General features: G+C 73.0%; 21 protein-coding genes. 14 read left to right on the plus strand and 7 right to left on the minus strand.

Annotated features, from left to right (window positions below):
• Positions 1-34 precede the first annotated feature (34 nt).
• Positions 35-1,540 carry an oligopeptide:H+ symporter gene (locus ABZ641_RS03710; protein WP_344622086.1) on the minus strand — a complete coding sequence of 502 codons (1,506 nt, stop codon included), beginning with the start codon at positions 1,538-1,540 and terminating at the stop codon, positions 35-37.
• A 328-nt stretch (positions 1,541-1,868) separates the two neighbouring features.
• Here ABZ641_RS03710 and ABZ641_RS03715 point away from each other — a divergent pair, with 328 nt between their 5' ends.
• On the plus strand, positions 1,869-2,543 hold the full coding sequence (locus tag ABZ641_RS03715; protein ID WP_030263072.1) for a response regulator transcription factor: 675 nt from the start codon (positions 1,869-1,871) through the stop codon (positions 2,541-2,543).
• Positions 2,544-2,601: 58 nt separating this feature from the next.
• On the plus strand, positions 2,602-3,864 hold the full coding sequence (locus tag ABZ641_RS03720) for an ATP-binding protein (RefSeq protein ID WP_344622085.1): 1,263 nt from the start codon (positions 2,602-2,604) through the stop codon (positions 3,862-3,864).
• Positions 3,865-3,882: 18 nt separating this feature from the next.
• On the opposite strand, the gene ABZ641_RS03725 is transcribed toward ABZ641_RS03720, so the two are convergent.
• On the minus strand, positions 3,883-4,419 hold the full coding sequence (locus ABZ641_RS03725; protein WP_359978911.1) for a GtrA family protein: 537 nt from the start codon (positions 4,417-4,419) through the stop codon (positions 3,883-3,885).
• A 209-nt stretch (positions 4,420-4,628) separates the two neighbouring features.
• Between ABZ641_RS03725 and ABZ641_RS03730 the strand changes: the two genes are divergently transcribed.
• From ABZ641_RS03730 to ABZ641_RS03745, 4 genes are all read left to right on the plus strand, one after another.
• A complete protein-coding gene (locus tag ABZ641_RS03730; RefSeq protein ID WP_344622083.1) occupies positions 4,629-5,786 on the plus strand; it encodes a 5-(carboxyamino)imidazole ribonucleotide synthase in 1,158 nt (385 codons plus the stop codon).
• Positions 5,783-6,301 carry a 5-(carboxyamino)imidazole ribonucleotide mutase gene (gene purE / locus ABZ641_RS03735; protein ID WP_344622082.1) on the plus strand — a complete coding sequence of 173 codons (519 nt, stop codon included), beginning with the start codon at positions 5,783-5,785 and terminating at the stop codon, positions 6,299-6,301. The genes ABZ641_RS03730 and purE overlap by 4 nt, the downstream gene beginning before the upstream one ends.
• Positions 6,302-6,364: 63 nt before the next feature.
• Positions 6,365-7,561 (plus strand): dipeptidase, encoded by a 1,197-nt coding sequence (locus tag ABZ641_RS03740; protein ID WP_359978913.1) that lies wholly within the window; start codon positions 6,365-6,367, stop codon positions 7,559-7,561.
• A gap of 25 nt (positions 7,562-7,586) precedes the next feature.
• Complete coding sequence (locus ABZ641_RS03745; RefSeq protein ID WP_344622080.1) at positions 7,587-8,417, plus strand: MerR family transcriptional regulator; 831 nt, start codon at positions 7,587-7,589, stop codon at positions 8,415-8,417.
• 25 nt (positions 8,418-8,442) lie between these two features.
• Here ABZ641_RS03745 and ABZ641_RS03750 read toward each other — a convergent pair whose 3' ends face one another.
• Positions 8,443-8,850, minus strand: a complete 408-nt coding sequence (locus ABZ641_RS03750) for a CoA-binding protein (protein WP_359978915.1) — start codon at positions 8,848-8,850, stop codon at positions 8,443-8,445.
• Positions 8,851-8,878: 28 nt separating this feature from the next.
• Complete coding sequence (locus ABZ641_RS03755; RefSeq protein ID WP_344622078.1) at positions 8,879-10,222, minus strand: UDP-glucose/GDP-mannose dehydrogenase family protein; 1,344 nt, start codon at positions 10,220-10,222, stop codon at positions 8,879-8,881.
• Between the two features lie 165 nt (positions 10,223-10,387).
• Here ABZ641_RS03755 and ABZ641_RS03760 point away from each other — a divergent pair, with 165 nt between their 5' ends.
• Positions 10,388-11,566, plus strand: coding sequence for an LCP family protein (locus ABZ641_RS03760; RefSeq protein WP_359978918.1), 1,179 nt, complete (start codon positions 10,388-10,390; stop codon positions 11,564-11,566).
• 116 nt (positions 11,567-11,682) lie between these two features.
• Complete coding sequence (locus ABZ641_RS03765; protein ID WP_344622076.1) at positions 11,683-12,846, plus strand: acyl-CoA dehydrogenase family protein; 1,164 nt, start codon at positions 11,683-11,685, stop codon at positions 12,844-12,846.
• 26 nt (positions 12,847-12,872) lie between these two features.
• On the opposite strand, the gene ABZ641_RS03770 is transcribed toward ABZ641_RS03765, so the two are convergent.
• Both ABZ641_RS03770 and ABZ641_RS03775 read right to left on the minus strand, forming a co-directional pair.
• On the minus strand, positions 12,873-13,400 hold the full coding sequence (locus ABZ641_RS03770) for a hypothetical protein (RefSeq protein WP_344622075.1): 528 nt from the start codon (positions 13,398-13,400) through the stop codon (positions 12,873-12,875).
• Between the two features lie 118 nt (positions 13,401-13,518).
• A complete protein-coding gene (locus ABZ641_RS03775; RefSeq protein WP_359978921.1) occupies positions 13,519-14,877 on the minus strand; it encodes an LCP family protein in 1,359 nt (452 codons plus the stop codon).
• Positions 14,878-15,279: 402 nt separating this feature from the next.
• Here ABZ641_RS03775 and ssuE point away from each other — a divergent pair, with 402 nt between their 5' ends.
• The 4 genes from ssuE to ABZ641_RS03795 all read left to right on the plus strand — a co-directional run bounded on the left by ssuE (position 15,280) and on the right by ABZ641_RS03795 (position 20,365).
• Positions 15,280-15,834 carry an NADPH-dependent FMN reductase gene (ssuE, locus tag ABZ641_RS03780; RefSeq protein ID WP_344622073.1) on the plus strand — a complete coding sequence of 185 codons (555 nt, stop codon included), beginning with the start codon at positions 15,280-15,282 and terminating at the stop codon, positions 15,832-15,834.
• Between the two features lie 251 nt (positions 15,835-16,085).
• Complete coding sequence (locus ABZ641_RS03785; RefSeq protein ID WP_344622072.1) at positions 16,086-16,874, plus strand: ABC transporter ATP-binding protein; 789 nt, start codon at positions 16,086-16,088, stop codon at positions 16,872-16,874.
• A gap of 16 nt (positions 16,875-16,890) precedes the next feature.
• Positions 16,891-19,464, plus strand: a complete 2,574-nt coding sequence (locus ABZ641_RS03790) for an FtsX-like permease family protein (RefSeq protein ID WP_344622071.1) — start codon at positions 16,891-16,893, stop codon at positions 19,462-19,464.
• Between the two features lie 178 nt (positions 19,465-19,642).
• On the plus strand, positions 19,643-20,365 hold the full coding sequence (locus tag ABZ641_RS03795; protein ID WP_359978925.1) for a hypothetical protein: 723 nt from the start codon (positions 19,643-19,645) through the stop codon (positions 20,363-20,365).
• A gap of 72 nt (positions 20,366-20,437) precedes the next feature.
• On the opposite strand, the gene ABZ641_RS03800 is transcribed toward ABZ641_RS03795, so the two are convergent.
• Positions 20,438-21,880 carry an LCP family protein gene (locus ABZ641_RS03800; protein ID WP_359978927.1) on the minus strand — a complete coding sequence of 481 codons (1,443 nt, stop codon included), beginning with the start codon at positions 21,878-21,880 and terminating at the stop codon, positions 20,438-20,440.
• A 549-nt stretch (positions 21,881-22,429) separates the two neighbouring features.
• On the opposite strand from ABZ641_RS03800, the gene ABZ641_RS03805 reads away from it, so the two are divergent.
• Together ABZ641_RS03805 and ABZ641_RS03810 are read left to right on the plus strand one after the other, a co-directional pair.
• Positions 22,430-23,470: a glycosyltransferase family 2 protein gene (locus tag ABZ641_RS03805; protein ID WP_359978930.1), complete on the plus strand. Its 1,041-nt coding sequence runs from the start codon at positions 22,430-22,432 to the stop codon at positions 23,468-23,470.
• 103 nt (positions 23,471-23,573) lie between these two features.
• The gene (locus ABZ641_RS03810) at positions 23,574-24,275 is read left to right on the plus strand and encodes an acyltransferase (protein WP_344622066.1); all 702 of its coding nucleotides are present in this window, start codon (positions 23,574-23,576) and stop codon (positions 24,273-24,275) included.

The following is a 24,275-nucleotide window of genomic DNA, read 5'->3' on the forward strand; positions in this document are numbered from 1 at the left end:
GTCCGTGCCGGGCCGCTGCGTCGCGCCGGGTGCGTCAGTGCACGTCGCCCATGAGGCGGACGACCTTCTTGCGGTACATCGCGAGGCCGAGGCCGGCGACGATCGCGGCCACGCCCTGGACGGCGAAGTACCAGGTGGTGCCGGTGGCGTCGCCCAGCACCAGCTGGACGATGGCGGCCACGCAGTCACCGGCGGTGACGGCGAGGAACCAGACGCCCATCATCTGGCTGGCGTACTTCGCCGGGGCCAGCTTGGTGGTGACGGAGAGGCCGACGGGGGAGAGGGTCAGCTCGCCGACCGTCTGGACCAGGTAGACCACGGCCAGCCACAGCGGGGTGACCTTGACGCCGCCCGCGGCGGCGGCCATCGCCAGCATCATGACCAGGAAGGAGGCGCCGATCATCAGCAGGCCGATGGCGAACTTCATGGTGGTGCTGGGGTTCTTGCCGCGGCGCGAGAGCGCCACCCAGAGCCAGGCGAAGACCGGGGCCAGCGCCATGATGTAGAGCGGGTTCAGCGACTGGAACCAGCTGGACGGGAACGCGAACCCGAACAGCGTGGAGGCGGTGCTGTCGTCGGCGAAGACGCTCAGGGTGGAGCCGGACTGGTCGTAGATCATCCAGAACACGGCGGCGGCCACGAAGAACCAGATGTAGCCGCTCATCTTGGACTGCTCGGCCTCGTCGAGGTCCTTGTCGCGCTTGACCCGGGCGAAGACGAACACCGGGATCGCGATGCCCGCGATCGACAGCGGCCAGATCGCCCAGTCGATGGTGAAGCGGCCGCTCAGGACGACGACGGCGTAGAACGCGACCGCGACGGCCAGCCACAGGCCGGCCTTGCGGAGGACCGCGCGCTTCTCGTCGGCCGGCATCGGGGCGGTCACGACGTCGCTGGCGGCGGCCAGGTGGCGGGTGCCGAGCAGGAACTGGCCGAGGCCGAGCGCCATGCCGACGCCGGCGAGGGCGAAGCCCAGGTGCCAGTTGACGCTCTGGCCGACGGTGCCGATGACCAGCGGGGCGGCGAAGGCACCGAGGTTGATGCCCATGTAGAAGATCGTGAAGCCGCCGTCGCGACGCGGGTCGTTCGGGCCGTCGTACAGGTGGCCGACCATCGTCGAGATGTTGGCCTTGAGCAGGCCGGAGCCGAGCGCGATGAAGCCGAGGCCGGTGAAGAACGAGGCCGGGAACGGCACGGCCAGCAGGAAGTGGCCGATCATGATGATCGTGCCGCCGAGCGCCACGGTCTTGCGGGCGCCGAGGAAGCGGTCGGCGATCCAGCCGCCCGGCAGGGCGAGCAGGTACACCATCGCGTTGTAGACGCTGTAGACCGCCGTGGCCACGGCGATCTTCATGCCGAGGCCGCCCTCGGTGGTGGCGGCCGTCATGTAGAGCACCAGCAGGGCACGCATGCCGTAGAAGCTGAAGCGCTCCCACATCTCGGTCATGAAGAGGGTGGCGAGCCCTCGGGGGTGCCCGAAGAAGGTCTTGCCACTGGGAGGGGCCTGGCGGATGCCGGCGTCCAGGGTGGTAGTCGCCATGTGTGGTGGGTTCCTTGCCTGTGTTCGTCCGCCGAGGGGTGTTGGCGGGCGGGGACCGGACCACTGTACGGGGGCGATGGCATGACATTTGATGACAAGTGCACGGGCGTCGGTATTGTCCGAGTAAAGTCCCCGCGACTACAGGTCGTCCATTCGATGGTAACTCGGAAAATCTTCCTTCGAAACGAAGATCGAATGACAGAATCTCCGATTGTCACCCTCCGAAGCGGTTCTCGGCGCGGACATGGCGGGCCAAAGGTAACGATCACGGCTCTGTGAAACAGTTCACAGCGCCTTGCGATCACCGGAGCGGACTACCATCACCCCCATGACCTGTGTGCTGCTGGCCGAGGACGACCCGGCAATCTCCGAACCGCTGGCCCGCGCGCTCCGTCGCGAGGGGTACGACGTGCTCGTGCGCGAGGACGGGCCGGCCGCGCTGGCCGCGGGCCTCGCCGAGGACGTCGACCTGATCGTCCTGGACCTCGGCCTGCCCGAGATGGACGGCCTGGAGGTCTGCCGCAGACTGCGTGCCGACGGCCGCAGCTGCCCCGTGCTGGTGCTCACCGCCCGGGCCGACGAGGTGGACACGGTGGTCGGCCTCGACGCCGGCGCCGACGACTACGTCACCAAGCCCTTCCGGCTGGCCGAGCTGCTGGCCCGCGTCCGGGCGCTGCTGCGCCGCGGCAACGTGGACCAGCTCACCACCGGCGCCCACGGCGTCAAGATCGACATCGAGTCGCACCGCGCCTGGCTCGGCGAGGAGGAGCTCACCCTCTCCGCCAAGGAGTTCGAGCTGCTGCGGGTCCTGGTGCGGGACGCCGGCCGGGTGGTCACCCGCGAGGAGATCATGCGCCAGGTCTGGGACACCACCTGGTGGACGTCCACCAAGACCCTGGACATGCACATCTCCTGGCTGCGCAAGAAGCTCGGCGACGACGCCGCGAACCCGCGCTACATCGCCACCGTCCGCGGCGTCGGCTTCCGGTTCGAGAAGAACTGACCCCGGCCGTACCTCGGCAGCACCCGAACCACCGACCCGAGCGAAGGCGTTCCCCGGCGTGAAGCGCAGAATGATCAACTCGCTGCTGGGCGTCGTCCTGGTGGTGGTCGCGGTGTTCTGCGTCCCGCTGGCGCTCATCGAGAAGCAGAGCATCGTCAACGCCGCCGAGGACCGGGTCGACGCCGCCGCCGTCCGGGTCCTCGGCCTGGTCGAGAACCGGCTCGCCGCGGGCGAGCCGGTGACCGGCGAGAAGTTCGCCGCCCAGGTCACCGACGGCTCCTTCGTCACCGTCGACATCCCCGGGCAGCCGCTGATCGCGGCCGGCCGCCCGGTCGACGGTCCGGCGCTGACCGCCACCGAGGAGGGCGCCAGCGGGGAGACGGTGACCGTCCAGCAGTCCCGCGAGGACGTCGACCACGAGATCGGCAACATGCTGCTGCTGCTCGGCGTGGTCGCCCTGCTCGCCGTCCAGGCCGCGGTGGCCCTCGCGGTCTGGCAGGCCAAGCGCCTGGCCCGCCCGCTCACCGAACTCGCCGAGACCGCCGAGCGCCTCGGGTCCGGTGACCCCCGCCCCCGCGACCGCCGCTACGGCGTGCCCGAACTCGACCGGATCGCCGAGGTGCTGGACGTCAGCGCGGTGCGGATCGCCCGGATGCTCACCGCCGAGCGCCGGCTCGCCGCCGACGCCTCGCACCAGCTCCGCACCCCGCTCACCGCGCTGTCCATGCGGCTGGAGGAGATCACCGCGCTCGCCGAGGAGCCGGACACCGTCAAGGAGGAGGCGACGATCGCCCTCCAGCAGGTGGAGCGGCTCACCGACGTCGTGCAGCGGCTGCTCACCAACCAGCGGGACCCGGCCAGCCCGACCGCCGTCACCTTCGACCTCGACGAGGTGCTCAAGCAGCAGGTCGAGGAGTGGAGCGCCCCGCTGCGGGCGGCCGGCCGCCGGCTGCTGATGGAGGGCATGCGCGGCACCACGGTGGTCGGCACGCCCGGCACGGTGGCCCAGGTGATGGCCACGCTGATCGAGAACTCGCTGATGCACGGCGGCGGCGACATCACCCTGCGGGTCCGCCGCACCGGCTCGTCGGTCGTGGCCGAGGTGCAGGACGAGGGTCCGGGCGTCCCGCCCGAGCTCGGCAACCGGGTCTTCGAGCGGGCGGTCAGCGGACGCAACTCCACCGGCATCGGCCTGGCCGTCGCCCGCGACCTCGCGGAGGCGGACGGCGCCCGCCTGGAGCTGCTCTCGCTCAGGCCCCCGGTGTTCGCGCTCTTCCTCGGCAGCGGCCGGGACGAGGACGCCGTCGAGCCGCGGCGCTGAGCGCGGCCCGGCCGGGCGTCACTTCGCGTAGTGCGGTTCCTCGGCGGCCAGCAGCAGTTCGGCCTCGGTGACCACCTCGGGCTCGGCCGCGGCCTCGGGCTCGGCCAGCTCCGGCATCGCCTTGAACACCCAGGTGCGGTAGGAGACGAAGCGGAAGACCGTGCCGACCGCCAGACCGGCCACCTTGGCGGCGACCTGCTCCATGTGCGTGTTCAGGCCCAGCGCGTAGACCGAGAAGCCGAGCACACCGGTCTCGATCAGCATGCCGGCGCCGCTGAACACCAGGAAGAGCGTGATCTCGCGCTTGCGGGAGGCCGCGTCGCGGTCCTTGTAGAGCCAGTACCGGTAGCCGAGGTAGTTGGTGGCGATGGCCACCAGGGTCGCCGCCACGTTGGAGCGCAGCGAGGCGAGGTTCAGCCCGTTGATGCAGACCCAGAAGACCAGGAAGTTGACCACCACGCCGCTCAGCCCGACGACGCCGAACTTGATCATCTCGCCGGACATGCCGCGCAGGCGCTGCACCAACGAAGGCTGGGTCGCGGTGGTCGTGGTCATCCGGGTGTCTCCTGAGTGACGTACGGGAGGACGAGCGGTGCCCGCGCGGGCGCAGCGCGAAGGGGCGCCTCGTGTACGCACGTGCGTGGCGAAGGCCCGGGCCACCAGGCTACTCGCTCCCACGGGCCCCATCGGCGCCCGGTCGCCCTCCCGTCTCCCGGTGAACCACCGGTGCACCGGCTCCGACCGGCCCGGATATCCTGGGCAGCGTGACTTTCGCGGGCAGTGCAAAATTTCCAGTGGTCGGCGTGATCGGTGGCGGACAGCTGGCGCGCATGGCGCACCAGGCCGGCATCCCGCTCGGCATCCGTTTCCGGCTCCTCGCCGACACCCCCCAGGACTCCGCGGCGCAGGTGGTGTCCGACGTGGTCCTCGGTGACTACCGGGACCTGGAGACGCTGCGACGCTTCGCCGCCGGCTGCGACGTGATCACCTTCGACCACGAGCACGTGCCGACCGAGCACCTGCGGGCGTTGCAGGCCGACGGCGTGGCCGTCCGGCCCGGCCCGGACGCCCTGGTGAACGCCCAGGACAAGGGCGTGATGCGGGCGAAGCTGGACTCGATCGGCGTGCCCTGCCCGCGCCACCGGATCGTCGCCGACCCGGCCGACGTGACCGCCTTCGCAGAGGAGGGCGCCGGCTACCCGGTCGTCCTGAAGACCGTCCGCGGCGGCTACGACGGCAAGGGCGTCTGGGTCGTCGCCGACGAGGCCGAGGCCGCCGCGCCGTTCCTGGCCGGCGTTCCGGTGCTGGCCGAGGAGAAGGTCGACTTCCTGCGCGAGCTGGCCGCGAACGTCGTCCGCTCGCCCAGCGGCCAGGCCGTCGCCTACCCGGTGGTGGAGAGCATCCAGGAGAACGGCGTCTGCGCCGAGGTCACCGCGCCCGCGCCGGACCTCGCCCCGGAGCTCGCCGCCGAGGCCCAGCAGCTCGCGCTGCGGATCGCCGGCGAGCTGGACATCACCGGCCACCTCGCGGTGGAGCTGTTCCAGACCCGGGACGGCCGCATCCTCGTCAACGAGCTGGCGATGCGCCCGCACAACTCCGGCCACTGGTCCCAGGACGGCTCGGTCACCTCGCAGTTCGAGAACCACCTGCGGGCCGTCCTCGACCTGCCGCTCGGCGACCCGCGCCCGCGCGCCCCGTGGACGGTCATGGTCAACGTGCTCGGCGGCGACTACCCGGACATGTACCACGCCTTCCTGCACTGCATGGCCCGCGACCCCGGCCTCAAGATCCACATGTACGGCAAGGACGTGAAGCCGGGCCGCAAGGTCGGCCACGTCAACGTCGTCGGGGACGACCTCGACGACGTCCGTGAGCGCGCCCGCCACGCGGCCGCCTACCTGCGAGGGACGATCACCGAATGACCAACCCCGAGGCTCCGCTCGTCGGCATCGTCATGGGCTCGGACTCCGACTGGCCCGTGATGGAGGCCGCCGCGCAGGCGCTGGCCGAGTTCGAGGTCCCCTTCGAGGTGGACGTCGTCTCCGCCCACCGCATGCCGCGCGAGATGGTGGCGTACGGCGAGCAGGCGCACGCCCGCGGGCTGAAGGCGATCATCGCCGGGGCCGGCGGCGCCGCCCACCTCCCCGGCATGCTGGCCTCCGTCACGCCGCTGCCGGTCATCGGCGTCCCGGTGCCGCTGAAGTACCTGGACGGCATGGACAGCCTGATGTCGATCGTGCAGATGCCCGCCGGCGTACCGGTGGCCACCGTGTCGATCGCCGGCGCCCGCAACGCCGGCCTGCTGGCCGTGCGGATGCTCGCCGCCTTCGACCCGGAGCTCGCCGAGCGGATGGTGGACTTCCAGGCCGAGCTGAACGCCCAGGCCACCGAGAAGGGCAAGAAGCTCCGCGCCCGCGCGGGCGGCAACCAGGGCTGAGCCCCTCGACCGGCCCGGGCCGATCGCCCGGGCCGGGCGGGCGCGCCGGTGTAGAACGGGGGGATGACCCCTGAACTGCTCGCCCGCGCCCGCGCCGTGCTCCGCGACACCCCCGTGGTGGACGGGCACAACGACCTCCCCTGGGCGATGCGCTCCCAGGTCGGCTACGACCTGGACGCGCTCGACCTGGCGGCCGACCAGAGCGCCCGCCTGCACACCGACCTCGGCCGGCTCCGCGCCGGCGGGGTCGGTGCGCAGTTCTGGTCGGTGTACGTGCGCAGCGACTTCGCCGGCGACCGGGCGGTCAGCGCCACCCTGGAGCAGATCGACTTCGTGCACGCCCTGACCGCGCGCTACCCCGGGGTGCTGCGCCTCGCGCTGACCGCGGACGACATGGAGGCGGCCCGCGCCGAGGGCCGGATCGCCTCGCTGATGGGCGCCGAGGGCGGGCATTCGATCGACAGCTCGCTGGCCACCCTGCGCGCCCTGCACACCCTGGGCGTGCGGTACCTGACGCTCACCCACAACGACAACGTGCCGTGGGCGGACTCCGCCACCGACCTGCCGGCCGCGGGCGGCCTGACCGCCTTCGGCGAGGAGGTCGTCCGCGAGATGAACCGGCTCGGCATGCTGGTCGACCTCTCGCACACCTCCGCCGACACCATGCGGGACGCGCTCCGGGTCTCCGAGGCGCCGGTGATCTTCTCGCACTCCTCCGCGCGCGCCGTCTGCGACCACCCGCGCAACGTCCCGGACGACGTGCTCGCCGCGCTGCCCGCCAACGGCGGCCTGGCGATGGCCACCTTCGTGCCGAAGTTCGTGCTGCCCGCCGCGATCGAGTGGACGCTGGCCGCGGACGAGAACATGCGCGCGCACGGCTTCCACGCACTGGAGACCACGCCCGCCGCGATGGACTGCCAGCGCGCCTACGAGGCCGCCCACCCGCGGCCGGTGGCCACCCCGGCCACGGTCGCCGACCACCTCGACCACATGCGGGAGGTCGCCGGGATCGACCACATCGGCATCGGCGGCGACTTCGACGGCACCGCCTTCGTCCCGGCCGGGCTGGACGACGTCGCCGGCTACCCGAACCTGATCGCCGAACTCCTCGGCCGCGGCTGGTCCGAGGCCGACCTGTCCAAGCTGACCTGGCACAACGCCGTCCGGGTGCTGCGCGGGGCGGAGACGGCGGCCCGTCGGCTGCAGGCCGTCCGCGGCCCGTCCATCGCCACCCGGGAGCAGTTGGACGGCCGGGGTTGACCTTGCCCCTGGGGCAGACGGGAGCGTGGACGACGTGGAGGACGAAGCACTGCTCGGCATCGGCGCGTTCGCCCGCCGCGCCCGGCTCTCGGCCAAGGCGCTGCGGCTGTACGACCGGCAGGGCCTGCTGCCGCCCGACCGGGTCGACCCGGTCACCGGCTACCGGTACTACCGGGAGGACCGGCTGCAGGCGGCCCGGCTGATCGTCCGGCTGCGCGGGCTGGACATGCCGCTCGCGACCGTGGCCGAGGTGCTGGCCGCGCCCGGGCCGCGGGCCGCCGAACTGGTGGCCGCGTACTGGGAGTCGGTCGAGCACCGGATCGCGGCGCAGCGCGAGCTGGCTTCGCACCTCCGCATCCGACTGGCAGGAGACGAAGGGAGATCGGACATGTACCGGATCGAGGAGCGCGAGGTCCCGGAGCAGCTGGTGCTCACCGAGCAGCGGCACGCCCGGCCGGAGGACCTGCCGGTGTGGATCCCCGAGGCGACCGGGCGGCTGGTCGCGGCCGCGGGGGAGTACGGCGGGGTCGCCGCGGCGCCGTTCGTGGTCTACCACGGCGAGGTCAGCGAGGACAGCGACGGGCCGGTCGAGGTCTGCGTGCCGATCGCCGCCGCGCAGGCGGACGGCGTCGCGCACGCGCACCGGACGGAGCCGGCGCACCGCGAGGCGTACACCACCATCACCAAGGCGCAGGTGGCCTACCCGCAGATCCTGTCGGCCTACGACGCGGTCTTCGAGTGGGCGAAGGCCGAGGACCGCACCGTGGTGTCGGCCCCGCGCGAGGTCTACTTCGCGGACTGGGCCGCCGCCGCGGACGGCGAGCCGGTCTGCGACATCGCGGTGCCGGTGGAGTAGCGGAACGGCCGCCGGGGGCGGCGGGTCAGAGCAGCGGCAGCTCGATGGCCGGGCACTTGTCCATGACCATGTCGAGCCCGGCGGCCCTGGTCCGCTCCCAGGCGGCCTCGTCCACCACGTCCAGCTGGAACCAGACCGCCTTGGCGCCCACCGCGACGGCCTGGTCGGCGACCTCGCCGGCCAGGCCGCTGTTCACGAACACGTCGACCACGTCGACCGGGAAGGGGATGTCGGCGAGCGTGGCGTAGCCCTGCTCGCCGAGCACCGTCTCGGCCTTCGGGTGCACCGGCACCACGCGCTTGCCGGCCCGCTGCAGCACCCGGGCGACGCCGTACGCCGCCCGCCGGGTGTTGGTGGACAGGCCGACCACCGCCCAGGTGTCGCCGGACTCCCGGAGGATCCTGCGGACCGTCGCCTCGTCTCCGTACGTCATGCCGGGGACAACCCGTGCCGGGCCGCGGTCATTCCGCGCCGGGCCGGCCCATCGCCCGGTAGGTCCAGCCGGCGGCCCGCCAGGCGGCCGCGTCCAGCACGTTCCGGCCGTCCAGGATCCGCCGCTCGGCGACCAGCGCGCCGGCCTCCGCAGGGTCGAGCTCGCGGAACTCCTGCCACTCCGTCAGGTGCAGCACCACGTGGGCGCCCTGAACGGCCTCCAGTGCGGAGTCCGCGTAGGACAGGCTGGGGAACATCTTGCGGGCGTTGTCCATCGCCTTGGGGTCGTACACGGTGACCTGGGCGCCCTGCAGTTGGATCTGCCCGGCGACGTTCAGCGCGGGGGAGTCCCGGATGTCGTCCGAGTTCGGCTTGAAGGCCGCGCCGAGCACGGCCACCCGGCGGCCCAGGAAGCCGCCGCCGCACTGCTCGCGGGCGAGCTCGACCATCCGCGAGCGGCGCCGCATGTTGATCGAGTCGACCTCGCGCAGGAAGGTCAGCGCCTGGTCCGCGCCCAGCTCGCCGGCCCGGGCCATGAACGCCCGGATGTCCTTGGGCAGGCAGCCGCCGCCGAAGCCGAGGCCGGCGTTGAGGAACCTGCCGCCGATCCTGGCGTCGTAGGAGAGCGCCTTGGACAGCTGGACGACGTCCGCGCCGGCCGACTCGCAGACCTCGGCCATCGCGTTGATGAACGAGATCTTGGTGGCCAGGAAGGAGTTCGCGGCGGCCTTGACCAGCTCGGCCGTCGGGAAGTCGGTCACCACGAAGGGCACGCCCTCGGAGACCGGCGTCGCGTACACCTCGCGCAGCAGCTGCTCGGCGCGCTCGCTGCGCACGCCGACCACCAGCCGGTCCGGGTGCAGGGTGTCGCCGACCGCGAAGCCCTCCCGGAGGAACTCCGGGTTCCAGGCCAGCTCGGCCTGCTCGCCGACCGGCGCCAGGGCGGCCAGCCGCTCGGCCAGCCGGCTCGCGCTGCCGACCGGCACGGTCGACTTGCCGACCACCAGGGTCGGCCGGGTCAGGTGGACGGCCAGCGAGTCGAGGGCGCTGTCGACATAGCTCATGTCGGCGGCGAACTCGCCCTTCTTCTGCGGGGTGTTGGTGCAGATGAAGTGGACGTCGCCGAACTCGGCCACCTCCTCGTACGAGGTGGTGAAGCGCAGCCGGCCGGTCGAGCCCTCGTGGCCGGGCACGTGCTTGACCAGCAGCTCGGCGAGGCCCGGCTCGTACATCGGCACCCGGCCCGCGGCGAGCGACGCTATCTTCTCCGGGTCGATGTCCAGGCCGAGCACCTCGAAGCCGAGCTCCGCCATGCAGGCGGCGTGCGTCGCGCCGAGGTAACCGGTGCCGATCACCGTGATGCGGAGGGCCACGTGCTTCCCCTTCAGTCCAGGTTGCCGGGCCGCCCGGGGTGACCGGCGGCCGCAGCCACTGATGGTAGCCGGGGCCGGGCTCGCGGCGAACCCCGTCGATAACGGCGCGGTTGCCGAAATCCCGACCCGGGCCCGCGGGGGCGCGCAGGGCGGCACAATGCGCGCATGGCAGCGAGGGAGCGCGACGAAGCGGCGGGGGAGCGCCCGGCACCGCTGAGCCTCTTCGAGGGCGTGCGGGCGGACGGGGCGGACGACGGGGACGGGGACGAGGGGGCCGCCGACGGCGCCCCGCCGTCCGGGGACGGCGAGGACCGGCGCAGGCGCCGTACCCGCCGGGTGCTGGGCTGGACGCTGGTGGCGCTGCTCGGCCTGCTGTTCGGCGGGGCGGGCGCCGCCTACTGGACGGTGGACCACTACGCGTCCTCGGTGGACCGGATCCCCGGGGCCTTCCCCACCCTGCCGGTCGACGGGCAGCCGGCGGCCGTGCCGAACGCCGGCACCACCTTCCTGCTGGTCGGCCTGGACGCCCGCTCCGACGTGGCCACCACCGGCAAGGAGGCGAAGGCGCCCGCCTGGAAGGCCGGCGCGCAGCGCAGCGACACCATGATGCTGCTGCACATAGCGGCCGACCGGAGGAGCGCGTCGATCATCTCGCTCGCCCGCGACACCCTGGTGGACGTCCCCGGCCACGGGAAGGCGAAGATCAACGCGGCCTACTCCTGGGGCGGCCCGTCACTGATGGTCGAGACGGTGCAGAACCTCACCGGCATCCGGATCGACCACATCGCGGTGATCGACTGGAACGGCTTCCGGGCGCTGACCGACGCGGTCGGCGGCGTCGACATCACCGTTCCGCAGACCATCGAGGGCCGCGGCGAGGCCCGCCAGTGGGACGCCGGCACCCACCACATGGACGGCGCGCAGGCACTGCTCTACGTCCGCGAGCGGTACGGACTGCCCAACGGGGACCTGGACCGCAGCAAGCGCCAGCAGAACTTCCTGCGCGCCCTGATGATCCAGACCATGGACGCCGGCACCCTCGGCAGCCCGGCCCGGCTCACCGGCCTGCTGCAGGCCGTCGGAGAGGTGGTCAGCGTGGACGACCGGCTCACCAACACCGACCTCTACGAGCTCGCCTGGAGCCTGCGCGGGCTGCGCCCGGACGGCGTGCGCTTCATGAACGCGCCTTTCGGCGGCTTCGACAGCGTGGACGGGCAGTCCGTGGTGCTGCTCGACCGGGCGGCCGCGACCACGCTCTGGGAGGCGGTCCGCAACGACCGCATGGACCAGTACCTGGCCGAGCACAGCACCACCAGCGACACCCTCGGCGACAGCGTGCGGTGAGCCGTGCGGCGGCCGCCTGTTGTGCATGTCACGCTGCCGGGGGATCGCGGTGCGCGCCTAGAATGAGTGGTGATACAGCTACTTAACGGTAACTAACCACGCTAGGGGCGAGGCAGATGGCGGGCAATTCCGGAGCGGATTTCGACCTCTTCCGGTTGGCCGAGGAGCACGACATGCTCCGTGACGCGGTGCGGTCGCTGGCCGAGGCGAAGATCGCCCCGTTCGCGGCCGAGGTCGACGAGCAGGGCCGTTTCCCGAGCGAGGCGCTGGAGGCGCTGCAGGGCAACGACCTGCACGCGGTGCACGTGCCCGAGGAGTACGGCGGCGCCGGCGCGGACGCGCTGGCCACCGTGATCGTGATCGAGGAGGTCGCCCGGGTCTGCGCCTCCTCCTCGCTGATCCCCGCGGTCAACAAGCTCGGCTCGCTGCCCGTCCAGCTGTCCGGCTCCGAGGAGCTGAAGGCCAAGTACCTCGGCGCGCTGGCCCGCGGCGAGGGCATGTTCTCCTACTGCCTGTCCGAGCCGGAGGCCGGCTCGGACGCGGCCGGCATGAAGACCCGCGCGGTGCGCGACGGCGACTTCTGGGTCCTCAACGGCGTCAAGCGGTGGATCACCAACGCCGGCGTCTCCGAGTTCTACACCGTGATGGCCGTCACCGACCCGGAGAAGCGCTCCAAGGGCATCTCCGCGTTCGTGGTCGAGAAGGGCGACGAGGGCGTCTCCTTCGGCGCCCCGGAGAAGAAGCTCGGCATCAAGGGCTCGCCGACCCGCGAGGTCTACTTCGACAACGTGCGGATCCCCGCCGACCGGATGATCGGCGCCGAGGGCACCGGCTTCGCCACCGCGATGAAGACCCTCGACCACACCCGGGTCACCATCGCCGCCCAGGCGATCGGCATCGCCCAGGGCGCCCTCGACTACGCCAAGGGCTACGTCCAGGAGCGCAAGCAGTTCGGCAAGGCCATCGCCGAGTTCCAGGGCGTGCAGTTCATGCTCGCCGACATGGCGATGAAGCTGGAGGCCGCCCGGCAGCTCACCTACGCCGCCGCCGCGAAGTCCCAGCGCACGGACGGCGACCTGACGTTCTTCGGCGCCGCCGCCAAGTGCTTCGCCTCCGACGTCGCGATGGAGATCACCACCGACGCCGTCCAGCTGCTCGGCGGCTACGGCTACACCCGCGACTACCCGGTCGAGCGGATGATGCGCGACGCCAAGATCACCCAGATCTACGAGGGCACCAACCAGGTCCAGCGCATCGTCATGGCCCGCAACCTCCCGTAGGCCCCCGGGCCCCGACAGGTCCCCCGTCAGGCGAGCCGCCCGCCCGCCGGACGGGGGACCTGCGGCGTTCCGGGCCGCTCCGCCCCGGTCCCCGGCGTCCCGGGCCCGTCCGCTCCGGGCCGCTCGCGCAGGCCGATGCAGCGCGCCGGGATGCCGGCCCAGATCTCCCCGCGCCCGGTGGAGCGGGTCAGCACCGCGTTGGCGCCGACGATCGTCCCGGCGCCCACCGTCAGCACGCCCTCCTTGCAGACGATCCGCGCCCCGGCGCAGACCACCACGCCGTCCTCCAGCACCACCCGCCGCATCGCGCTGCTCTCCTGCGGCACCCACGGGTCGGCCCGGCCCACGGTGACCCCGTTGTAGAGCGTCACCCCGGCGCCGATCGTGGTGTACGGGTGCAGCACCGTGCCGAAGCCGCGGTGGAACACCGCCAGCCCCGGCCCGATCTCCACCGCGGCCGGCACCTCCATCCCGTACAGCGCCAGGGCCTCCTGGACGAGGCGGCCCAGCAGCGGGTGGCGGCGGCGGTAGATCAAGGACGTCACCAGAGACATGCGGCACATTGTGACGGAGCGGCGACGCAGCGTCCCCGAAACCGGCGTGCGGGGCCGCGCACCGTCCCCAGGACGGCGCGCGACCCCGCACGGGCGCCGCAACTGCGCTGTGGTGCGCCTACTTCTTCAGGTCCGGCACCGGGGTGTCGTTCTTGAAGGCGTCGAAGACCTGCTTGGACTTGGTCGCGTCCCACTTGACCGCCGACTCGCCGGTCGGGGTGCGGAAGTCCGGGTTGCCGATCGGCACCGTGATGGACTTGCCGTCACCGCCGGAGACGCCCTTCATGGCCAGGAAGAGCGAGCCGAGGTCGGTCAGGCCGGCGTCCTCGTCCACGATCAGGGTGCCCAGGCCCGAGCTCACCATCGGGTAGAAGGTGAACGGGTTCAGCAGGGTCGCCGGGGAGGCGGCCTGGCTCGCCAGCGCGCTCAGGAACTTCTGCTGGTTGCGCATCCGGCCGAGGTCCTGGTCGGCCATCTGGTGCCGCTGGCGGACGAAGGCGAGCGACTGCTTGCCGCTCAGGGTCTGGCAGCCGGCCTTCAGGTCGAGGCCGGAGTCCCGGTCCTTGACGGCCTGGTCGATGCACATGTCCACACCGCCGACCGAGTCGACGATCCCGACGAAGCCGGCGAAACCGATCTCCGCGTAGTGGTCGATGTGCACCCCGGTGTTGGTCTCCACCGTCTGCACCAGCAGCCGGCCGCCGCCGCGCGCGAAGGCCGCGTTGATCTTCGACGTCGCCTGCGGGACGGTCTTGCCGCTGCCGCTGGTGTCCAGGTGCGCCGGGATGGTCACCCAGGAGTCGCGCGGGATCGACATCAGGGTGTTCCCGTTGTCGCCGATGTGCAGCAGCATCATCGAGTCGCTGCGCTTGCCCTGCGCCGAGCCGGTGTGCAGCGCGTCCTCGTCGGCGTCCGACAGGCCCTCCCGGCTGTCCGAACCCACGATCAGCCAGTTGGTGCCCTTGCCCGCCGCCGGACGGTTGTCGTACGGGGCCAGCACGTTCTCGTGGTTCAGCTTGGAGTCGGCCCACACGTAGGTGCCGATCCCGGTCACCAGCAGCGCGCCGACCAGCGCCAGCGCACCGACCTTGATCTTCCGGCTGCGCGGCCAGCGCGGGGCCGCGGCCGGCGCGTCCGGCCCCGGGCCGCCCGGGCCGCCGGGCCGGACGGGCGCGCCGGGTGCACCGGGACCCGCCGGTCGGCCGTGACCGGGCTGCTGCGGCACCCCCTGCCCGCGGTCCTGCTGCGGCGGTCGGCCGTAGCCCTGCTGCTGCGGCGGCACGGCCGGACCGCCGTACCCGCCGTGGCCCCCCTGGGCACCCCCCTGGACACCGCCCGGCGCCCCCGCACCGGCACCGCGCGGGTTGAGCTCCGGCGGCAGCGGCGGCTCGGCGGCCGCACCGCCCTGGCGGTACCCGCCGTTGCCCTGCCCGTACGCGCCCCCGCCCCCCGGGCGGTCCTCCTGCCACGTGTTCATGTGGGAGAGGATGCCCGAAACCGGCACGCCGCAGTTGTCCGGCCCCCGCCCCGGAGCCCCTTGTATCCGATTTGATGCACGGCGCGGACGGATCGGCGGAATGTTCACCTGCTGGAACCAACCTTGACCGGCCGAAACGGCCCGTGCTTGCATCGTCGCCATGGGACAGCGAAGGATCCTCACGCGTCGGCGGCACGTCGACCTGCTGCGCGTGGCCCGCTCGCTCTGTCGTGGCTGACCGTTCGCCGACACCCCGTGCCCGCACCGCCCGCCCGGCCTCCCCAGGCCCGGACGCGCCGTGCCGTACCGCTTCCGATCCCCGCCGCGCCCCCACCGCGGCCCCGCCGCAGCCTTCCCGGGCACCCGCCCGCCGAGCGGCCCGCCACGACCCGAGGTGAACCCATGGCCACCGTCCTGTCCGTCTCCGGCTCCCCGTCGCCGACCTCCCGCACCACCCGGCTGCTCCGCCACGTCGACACCCTGCTCACCGCACACGGCCACGAGGTCGTCCCCTTCGAGGTCCGCAGCCTGCCCGCCGAGGCCCTGCTCTCCGCCGACACCTCCGACCCCGCGATAGCCCGGGCACTGGAGCTGTTCGCCGAGGCCGACGGCATCGTCATCGGCACCCCCGTCTACAAGGCCGCCTACTCCGGACTGCTCAAGACCCTGCTCGACGTCCTCCCGCAGTACGCGCTGCGCGGCAAGGCCGTCCTGCCGCTCGCCACCGGCGGCTCGCCTGCCCACGTCCTCGCGGTGGACTACGCGCTGCGCCCGGTGCTCAGCTCGATGGGCGCCGGCCACATCACCCAGGGCTGGTTCGTCCTGGACCGCCACGTCACCACCCGGGAGGACGGCACCACCGCCCTCGAACCGGAGACGGAACTGCAGCTCACGCCGGTGGTCGACACCTTCGCCGCGGCGCTCGTGCGGACCGGGGAACTCGTCGCCGCCGGCTGACCCTGGTACCGGGGGTGCGGTCCCCTAGGGGGAGGGCGGCCGCACCCCGTACATCTCCCGGTCAACCGGCTTCCTCCCGACGGAGGACGAGACGGTTCCCGCCCGCTCCTAACGTGGTTCCTACAGCCTGCTCCTCCTTCCGGGGTGGTGCTGGCCCCACCTCCAAGACGGCTGCCTGCACCATGTCGCAGCACCGGCGGCCCTTGGCAGGCTGTGGGGCAACGGGTGGACGACGTACCGAGGAGAACCCAGTGACGACGGCAGCCAAAGCCGTGCATGACCACCAGACGCCGGGCGGGCAGGGCGCCTTCGCCGCCTCCGCACGCCAGGTGACCAAGGCCTACGGCGCCGGGGAGACCCGGGTCACGGCCCTCGACGCCGTCGACGTGGACATCCACCGCGGACGGTTCACCGCGATCATGGGCCCCTCGGGCTCCGGCAAGTCGACCCTGATGCACTGCCTCGCCGGCCTCGACACGGTCACCGAGGGGCGCATCTGGATCGGCGACGCCGAGATCACCGGCCTCAAGGACAAGCAGCTCACCCGGCTCCGCCGGGACAAGATCGGCTTCATCTTCCAGGCGTTCAACCTGCTGCCCACGCTGAACGCCCTGGAGAACATCACGCTCCCGATGGACATCGCCGGCCGCAAGCCCGACGCCGCCTGGCTCGACCAGGTCATCGAGACGGTCGGCCTCGCCGGGCGCCTCAAGCACCGGCCGACCCAGCTCTCCGGCGGCCAGCAGCAGCGCGTCGCGGTCGCCCGCGCCCTCGCCGCCCGGCCCGAGATCATCTTCGGTGACGAGCCCACCGGCAACCTCGACTCCCGCTCCGGCGCCGAGGTGCTCACCTTCCTGCGCCGCTCGGTCGACGAGCTGGGCCAGACCATCGTCATGGTCACCCACGACCCGGTCGCCGCCGGATACGCGGACCGCGTGCTGTTCCTCGCCGACGGCCGGATCGTCGACGAGATGCACTCCCCGACCGCCGACTCCGTCCTCGAGCGCATGCGCCGCTTCGACGGCAAGCGCACCAGCTGAGCCGGGGGACGCACCGATGCTGCTCAAGACCTCACTACGGAGCTTCTTCGCCCACAAGGGGCGAATGGTCCTCTCACTGATCGCCGTCGTGCTGTCCGTGGCCTTCGTGTCCGGCACGCTCGTCTTCTCCAACACCGCCACCGGCACCTTCGACCGGCTCTTCGCCTCCACCGCCTCCGACCTGTCCGTCGGCCAGGCCAAGGACAAGCTCACCGCCGGCGAGCAGGACGGCGGCGCGCCCGCCACCGTCCCCGTCGACACGGTGCAGAAGCTCGCCGGCCTGCCCGGCGTGAAGACCGCCCTCGGCCAGGTCTTCGTCCAGAGCGCCACCCTGGTCGACCCGGCCACCAACAAGTCGGTCGGCCCGACCTCCGGCGCGCCCACGCTCACCGGCAACTGGGTCGACACCCCGCGCAACTCCGTCGACATCACCTCCGGCAGCGCCCCCAAGGGCGCCGGCCAGATCATGCTCGACGCCGACACCGCCAAGAAGGCCGGCCTCAAGCTCGGCAGCCAACTGCGCGTCATCACCCGCAGCGGCAACTACGACTTCACCATCTCCGGCATCGTCACCTTCCGGACGACCAACCCCGGTGCGGCGCTGGCCTTCATGGACACCCCCACCGCCCAGCAGGACCTCCTCGGCACCACCGCCTACACCACCGTCGAGGTCTTCGGCGACGGCAGCCGCACCGACGACCAGCTCAAGCAGCAGGCCCTCACCGCCCTCGGCACCGGCTACGAGGCCAAGACGGCCGCCGAGCAGAAGGCCGAGAACAACAAGGGCGTCGGCTCCTTCCTCAACTTCATGAAGTACGCCATGCTCGGCTTCGCCGGCATCTCCCTGCTGGTCGGCGGCTTCCTGATCATCAACACCTTCTCCATGCTGGTCGCCCAGCGCACCCGCGAGATCGGCCTGCTGCGCGCCATCGGCGGCAGCCGCAAGCAGGTCAACCGCTCGGTGATGGTCGAGGCGCTGATCCTCGGCGTGCTCGGCTCCACCATCGGCCTCGCCGCCGGTCTCGGCCTCGCCACCCTGCTGATCCAGCTGATGAAGGCCGTCGGGATGAACCTCGACGCCTCCTCGCTGGACATCACCTGGACGGTCCCGGCCGCCTCCTACGCGGTCGGCGTGCTGATCACCCTGCTCGCCGCCTGGTTCCCGGCCCGCCGCGCCGCCCGGATCTCCCCGATGGCCGCCCTGCGCGACCACGGCACCCCGGCCGAGGCCTCCGCCAACCGGATCCGCATCGTCGTCGGCCTGGTCGTCACCGGCCTCGGCGCGGCGAGCCTGGCCGCCGCCGCGAGCGCCGACAAGGCCGCCACCGGCGGCCAGTGGCTCGGCCTCGGCGTGCTGCTCAGCCTGATCGGCTTCGTGGTCATCGGCCCGCTGCTCGCCACCGGCATCATCCGAGTGCTGGGCGCCTTCCTGCCGGCCCTGTTCGGCCCGTCCGGCAAGCTCGCCCAGCGCAACGCGATGCGCAACCCGCGTCGCACCGGCGCCACCGCCGCCGCCCTGATGATCGGTCTCGCCCTGGTCACCGGTGCCTCCGTGGTGACCTCCTCGATGGTCAGCTCGGCCAACGCCCAGATCGACAAGTCGGTCGGCGCCGACTACATCGTCGCCGGCCAGGGGCCCGGCACCACCCTGACCCCGGCCATGGTCACCGCCGCCAAGGCGACCCCGGGCCTCGCCCACCTCACCGAGGCCAAGGAGGTGCCCGCTAAGGTCACCGCCCCGGACGGCGCCGGCACCGAGACCAAGCTGGTCGCCGCCACCCGGACGTTCGCCGAGGACTTCCGCCTCAAGTCCACCGCCGGCAGCATCACCGCCGCCTTCGACGGAGGCATCGCCGTCCCCCAGGACTGGGCCACCCAGCACAAGGTCAAGATCGGTGACTCGGTCAAGGTCGACTACGGCCGCGGTCGCACCCAGTCGCTGCCGGTCGGCCAGATCATCGACTCCGGCGAGTCGCTGTTCTCCGGTGCCTACATCGTCAACACCGACACGGTCACCAAGGTCGTCCCCGAGAAGGACCTGCCCGCCAGCATCCAGCTGTACGGCAAGGCCGCGCCCGGCGCCGACCCCGGCCAGACCCTGACCGCCCTGCAGAAGTCCCTGGAGGCCTACCCGCAGATCAGCGTCCGCGACCAGGCCGGCTACAAGGACCTGATCCAGCAGCAGGTCAACCAGCTGCTCTACATGGTCTACGGCCTGCTCGGCCTCGCGATCGTGGTCGCCGTCCTCGGCGTGGTCAACACGCTCGCCCTCTCGGTGGTCGAGCGGACCCGCGAGATCGGCCTGCTGCGGGCGATCGGCCTGTCCCGCCGTCAGCTGCGCCGGATGGTCCGTCTGGAGTCCGTGGTGATCGCGGTGTTCGGCGCGCTGCTCGGCACCGGCCTCGGCCTAGCCTGGGGCATCACCTCCCGCGAGGTGCTCGCCGGCCAGGGCCTGGACATCCTGACCGTCCCGGTCGGCACCATCGTCGGCATCCTGGTCGCCTCGGCGGTGGTCGGCCTCCTCGCCGCCCTCCTCCCGGCCTTCCGGGCGGGACGGATGAACATCCTGGCGGCCATCGCCACCGACTGACCGCACCACCGACGGGGGCCCGCGGTACATCCGCGGAACCGAAGGGGCCGGGCCGAGCGCCCGGCCCCTTCGGCGTTCCCACCGGCATCCCCTTCGGTGCATGCGGCGCGCCGTGCCGCCGCGCCCTCGGGCGGTCCCTGCCCGCGGCCACCACAGCGGCCCCTGCCATCATCGCCGCATGTCAGAGACGTCTCCCGCGGTAGACCCGGCCGCCGCCGCCGCCGCCGCCGCCACCACCACCGCCGCCGCCACCACCGCCGCCGCCACCACCGCCGCCGCCACCACCACCGCTGCCCCGGCTGCCGGAGCCCGGGCCGCCGGCAGCGCGGCCGCGTCCGGCGAGGAGACGCCCGCGGACGGTCGGCGCGAGCCGGCCCGGGTGGTCGGCATGCCGCTGGTGGCCCGCTGGGCCGTGGGCCCGGTCGTCGGAGTGATGTCGACCCTCTATGCCGCCGATGCCACCCGCCCCGGCTGGTGGGGCGGGCTGGTGGTCCCGCTGGGCGGAGCGCTCATGGCGCTGCTCGCCTTCTCCAGGGACTTCACCTGGCAGATCGGCCAGGACCGCGACGGCCTGGTGCTGACCTCGGCCCTGCGGGCACGCCGCTGGAGCTGGGACGAGGTGAAGGGCGCGTCGGCCCGCGGGAGCACGTTGACCGTGCGGTTCACGGACGGCCGGCAGGTGTCCGTCCGCAACTGGTCGACCCGGGTGGACGGTGTGCGCCTCAACCCCGGCGGCTTCGCGGTCTTCATGGCCGACTTGGTCTCCGCGTCGGCCCGCTCCCCGCAGCGCCGCCCGGCCGAGGTCCTGCCGGCCTCGGCCGTCGGCCGCCCGCAGCTGCTGCTGAACCGGCTCTCGCTCGCCGTCCTGGTGCTGGTCACGCTGGGCTGCCGCTTCCTGTGACACCCCTGATCACCCGGTGCGTCTCGGCGTCCGACACGCACGACGCGCCTGAGTGCCCGCCCGCACCGCCGCTCAGCCGCAGCTGATCTCGCTGCCCGTCTCCGCCGCCACCGCGGGCCCGGGCGAGGCCGACGAGGGCGCCGACGTCGACGGCGAGGCCGGGGCCGCCGCGGGACCCGGGGCGGAGGGTGCGCCGGAAGGGGAGGCCGGTCCGCGGTAGTCGCCGCCCACCACGACCTGCAGGGTCGCCCCCAGGCCCGGGACGGGAACGAGTTCGGCACCCGGCAGGGCGGCCGCGAGGGTCTTCGCCGACTCGTCCCAGCGCGGGTCGTAGCGGACGGCCGTGCGCGTGGTCACCGTGTCCGCGTTGGAGGGGGTGCCGGTGGTGGCGAACCCCGCCCGGCGCAGCTCCTCGTCGACCCGGAACCCGAGGCCGGTGAGGCCGGTGCCGTTCAGCACCTGGACCCGGATCTGTCCGGCCGGGACGGTCCCGGCCGCGGCGGGCGCCTCGGTCGCCGCGACGGGGGAGGCGGAGGGCGCCGGCGCGGCGTGCCCGGTCAGCGGCTTCCCCTGCCGGACGGTGTCGAACAGCGCCTTCGCGGCCTTGGTGTCCCACAGCACCGTCGACCCCCACCCGGGGACCTGGTGGTCGACGTCGGACACCGGCACGGTCGCGAAGTCGGCGGAGGCCGCGGAGAGGTCCTTGAGCCGGCTCGCGAAGTCGAGCAGGGCCGAGGTGGAGAGCCCCTTGTCGGCCTTGACCGCCTTCAGCGCACTGCCGAGCACCGTGCCGAGCCGGGCCGGGTCGAGCATCACGTCCTGCGCGGTGGCCTGCCGCAGCAGCTGGGCGACGAACCGCTGCTGCCGGTGCATCCGCCCGAGGTCGGAGCTGCCGTCGACGTGCCGGGCCCGGACGTACTTGAGGGCGCCCGCCCCGTCCAGCCGGCTGGTGCCGGCCGGCAGGTCCAGTCCCGAGTACGGGTCCTTGAGGGGCTTGGCGGTGCACACCTCGACCCCGCCGAGCGCGTCCACCGCGCTGACGAAACCGAGGAAGTTGATCTGCAGGTAGTGGTCGATCCGCAGGCCGGTGGCCTGCTCGACGGTGCGGACGGTCAGCGGGGCGCCGCCCATCCCGTACGCCGCGTTGATCTTGCCCTTGGCGGCGGGGACCTGGCGGTGGGTGGCCGGGTCCTGGTGGGCCGGGATCTCCACGTAGGAGTCGCGGGGGATGCTGACCACGGTGGCCCGGCCACCGTTCCCGGCGAGCTGCACCACCATCAGGGTGTCGGTGCAGTGGCAGGACTCGCCGCCCGCGTGCAGCACGTTCTTGAGGGTGCTCTCCGGGATGCCCTCGCGCTCGTCCGTCCCGGCCACCAGGAAGGTGGTGAGCCCTTCGTCGGCGGGCCGGTCGGAGCCGCCGCCGATGGCGTCGACCCGCTGGATCGCGTCACCCAGGCCGTGCAGCACCACCCAGCCGCCGCAGGAGGTGGCCAGCACGGCCAGTGAGAGGCCCACGGTGGCCCAGCGGCCCCAGCGGCGTAACCCGCCGCTCCGCCGCCGCCCGGCGGCCGGTGGGGGAGCGGAACCGCCGCGCGCGCCGCCCCGGGGCCCGCCGCGTCCGCCGTCGGCCCCGCCACGTCCACCCGCACCCCCGAGCCCCGCACCGCCGACCCGCCCCCGGTCCTGCCGCCCGGTGCTGTCCCGCCCGGTACCGCCCCGACCAGCACCACCGCGACCAGCACCACCGCGGCCCGCCCCGTTCTGACCCGCCCCGTTCCGGCCCGTGTTCCCGCGGGCTGCGCCGCCCTGGCCGCCGGGGTGCCCGTGCGCGCGGCGGGGCGGCGGCGGTCCGGGACGGCGCGAGGTGGGCATCTTCGGGATGGTAGGCCCGCGGCAAGGTCGTCCGTGCCACGGCACGCCGCCCGTCACCCGCCCCGGCGAAACGTTCCACCCGGCGGATCCGGGCATCCGTCGGGCACCTGCCGGGCCCCGGCGGGACCCCGTCGGGGCGGCCGGAGGACCCTCGCCTGACACCACCCGGGCAGCGCCGGTACGGTGGGCGCGATGAACACCAAGGCTGCTGAGGAGCTGCCGGCGGTCTCCGTGATCATGCCGGTGCTCAACGAGGAACGACACCTGCGCACCGCCGTCCGGCACATCCTGGAACAGGAGTACGCCGGTGATCTGGAGGTGGTGATCGCGCTCGGCCCGTCCACCGACCGGACGGACGAGATCGCCGCCGAGCTGGTCGCCGAGGACCCGCGGGTCAAGACGGTGCCCAACCCCACCGGCCGCACCCCGGCCGCGCTGAACGCCGCGATCCGCGGCTCGCGCCACCCGATCGTGGTACGGGTCGACGGACACGGTCTGCTGACGCCGGGCTACATCGCGACCGCCGTCCGGCTGCTCGGCGAGATGGACGCCGCCAACGTCGGCGGCATCATGCACGCCGAGGGCGAGACCGAGTGGGAGAAGGCGGTCGCCGCCGCCATGACCTCCAAGATCGGCGTCGGCAACGCGGCCTTCCACACCGGCGGCCTGGCCGGCCCGGCCGAGACGGTCTACCTCGGGGTCTTCCGCCGCGAGGTGCTGGAGCAGCAGGGCGGCTACAACGAGGAGTTCATCCGCGCCCAGGACTGGGAGCTGAACTACCGCATCCGCCAGGACGGCGGCCTGATCTGGTTCACCCCGCAGCTGAAGGTGACCTACCGGCCGCGGCCCAGCGTGCGGGCGCTCGCCAAGCAGTACAAGGACTACGGCCGTTGGCGCCGGGTGGTGACCCGCTACCACCGCGGCTCGGTGAACCTGCGCTACCTGGCCCCGCCGGCGGCCCTGCTCGCCTGCCTGGCCGGTCTGGTGCTGGGCGCGGCCGTCCACCCGGTGTTCCTGGTCGTCCCGGGCGGTTACGTGCTGGGCATCCTCGCCGGTTCGGTCCGCGAGGGCCGCGGCCTGTCCGCGAAGGCCCGGCTCCAGCTGCCGGTGGCGCTCGCGACCATGCACATGAGCTGGGGCTTCGGCTTCCTCACCTCGCCGCGCAGCCTCGCCCGCCGGGTGATCGCCAGCAAGCGCCCCGAGCCGATGGCCCCGCGCACCGAGAACGCCTGACCCGCCCCCGCCGGGCCGGCCGCCGTACCGCGGCCCGCCCGGCACCCCGGGGCCGGGGCGAAAACGCCTCCCCGCCGGGCCCGCCGCCGCTATCTTCGGCGCCATGGGGATCACCGAGGGGGCGGCGGACGGCACCGGCGGGCGCGCGGACGTCCGGATCGAGCCGACGGCCGACGTCGACGAGCGGGCCGTGATCGGCCCCGGCAGCACGGTGTGGCACCTCGCGCAGGTCCGCGAGCACGCCGAGATCGGTGCCGAGTGCATCATCGGCCGGGGCGCCTACGTCGGCCCCGGCGTGCACCTGGGCGACCGGGTGAAGCTGCAGAACCACGCCCTGGTCTACGAGCCCGCGGTGGTCGAGGACGGCGTCTTCGTCGGCCCGGCGGCGGTGCTCACCAACGACCTCTATCCGCGTTCGGTCGACCCCGAGGGGCGGCTGAAGCGCGGCGACGACTGGCAGGCCCGCGGGGTGACGCTCCGCCGCGGCTGCTCGATCGGCGGCCGCGCGGTGCTGGTCGCCGGTGTGACGGTGGGCCGCTGGGCCCTGGTCGCGGCCGGTGCGGTGGTGCACCGGGACGTCCCCGACTTCGCGCTGGTGGCCGGGGTGCCGGCCCGCCGTATCAAGTGGGTGGGCCGGGCCGGCGAGCCGTTGGAGCCGGCCGGCGAGGGCGTCTGGCGCTGCCCACGCACCGGCGAGCGGTACGCCGAGGCGGACGGCCTGCTGTCCCCGCTCGCGGAGAGCCCGTCCCCCCTCGCGGAGAGCCCGTCCCCGCTCGCGGAGAGCGTGGACGGGCCGTCCGCCTGA

The organism is Kitasatospora sp. NPDC007106 (assembly GCF_040634455.1).
Taxonomy (GTDB): domain Bacteria; phylum Actinomycetota; class Actinomycetes; order Streptomycetales; family Streptomycetaceae; genus Kitasatospora; species Kitasatospora arboriphila.

Bases quoted from the DNA above. Each gene is read 5' to 3' on its own strand.
- ABZ641_RS03710 (WP_344622086.1), bottom strand. From the start codon at position 1,540: ATGGCGACTACCACCCTGGACGCCGGCATCCGCCAGGCCCCTCCCAGT.
- ABZ641_RS03715 (WP_030263072.1), top strand. From the start codon at position 1,869: ATGACCTGTGTGCTGCTGGCCGAGGACGACCCGGCAATCTCCGAACCG.
- ABZ641_RS03725 (WP_359978911.1), bottom strand. From the start codon at position 4,419: ATGACCACGACCACCGCGACCCAGCCTTCGTTGGTGCAGCGCCTGCGC.
- purE (WP_344622082.1), top strand. From the start codon at position 5,783: ATGACCAACCCCGAGGCTCCGCTCGTCGGCATCGTCATGGGCTCGGAC.
- ABZ641_RS03740 (WP_359978913.1), top strand. From the start codon at position 6,365: ATGACCCCTGAACTGCTCGCCCGCGCCCGCGCCGTGCTCCGCGACACC.
- ABZ641_RS03750 (WP_359978915.1), bottom strand. From the start codon at position 8,850: ATGACGTACGGAGACGAGGCGACGGTCCGCAGGATCCTCCGGGAGTCC.
- ABZ641_RS03760 (WP_359978918.1), top strand. From the start codon at position 10,388: ATGGCAGCGAGGGAGCGCGACGAAGCGGCGGGGGAGCGCCCGGCACCG.
- ABZ641_RS03765 (WP_344622076.1), top strand. From the start codon at position 11,683: ATGGCGGGCAATTCCGGAGCGGATTTCGACCTCTTCCGGTTGGCCGAG.
- ABZ641_RS03770 (WP_344622075.1), bottom strand. From the start codon at position 13,400: ATGTCTCTGGTGACGTCCTTGATCTACCGCCGCCGCCACCCGCTGCTG.
- ABZ641_RS03775 (WP_359978921.1), bottom strand. From the start codon at position 14,877: ATGAACACGTGGCAGGAGGACCGCCCGGGGGGCGGGGGCGCGTACGGG.
- ssuE (WP_344622073.1), top strand. From the start codon at position 15,280: ATGGCCACCGTCCTGTCCGTCTCCGGCTCCCCGTCGCCGACCTCCCGC.
- ABZ641_RS03790 (WP_344622071.1), top strand. From the start codon at position 16,891: ATGCTGCTCAAGACCTCACTACGGAGCTTCTTCGCCCACAAGGGGCGA.
- ABZ641_RS03795 (WP_359978925.1), top strand. From the start codon at position 19,643: ATGTCAGAGACGTCTCCCGCGGTAGACCCGGCCGCCGCCGCCGCCGCC.
- ABZ641_RS03805 (WP_359978930.1), top strand. From the start codon at position 22,430: ATGAACACCAAGGCTGCTGAGGAGCTGCCGGCGGTCTCCGTGATCATG.
- ABZ641_RS03810 (WP_344622066.1), top strand. From the start codon at position 23,574: ATGGGGATCACCGAGGGGGCGGCGGACGGCACCGGCGGGCGCGCGGAC.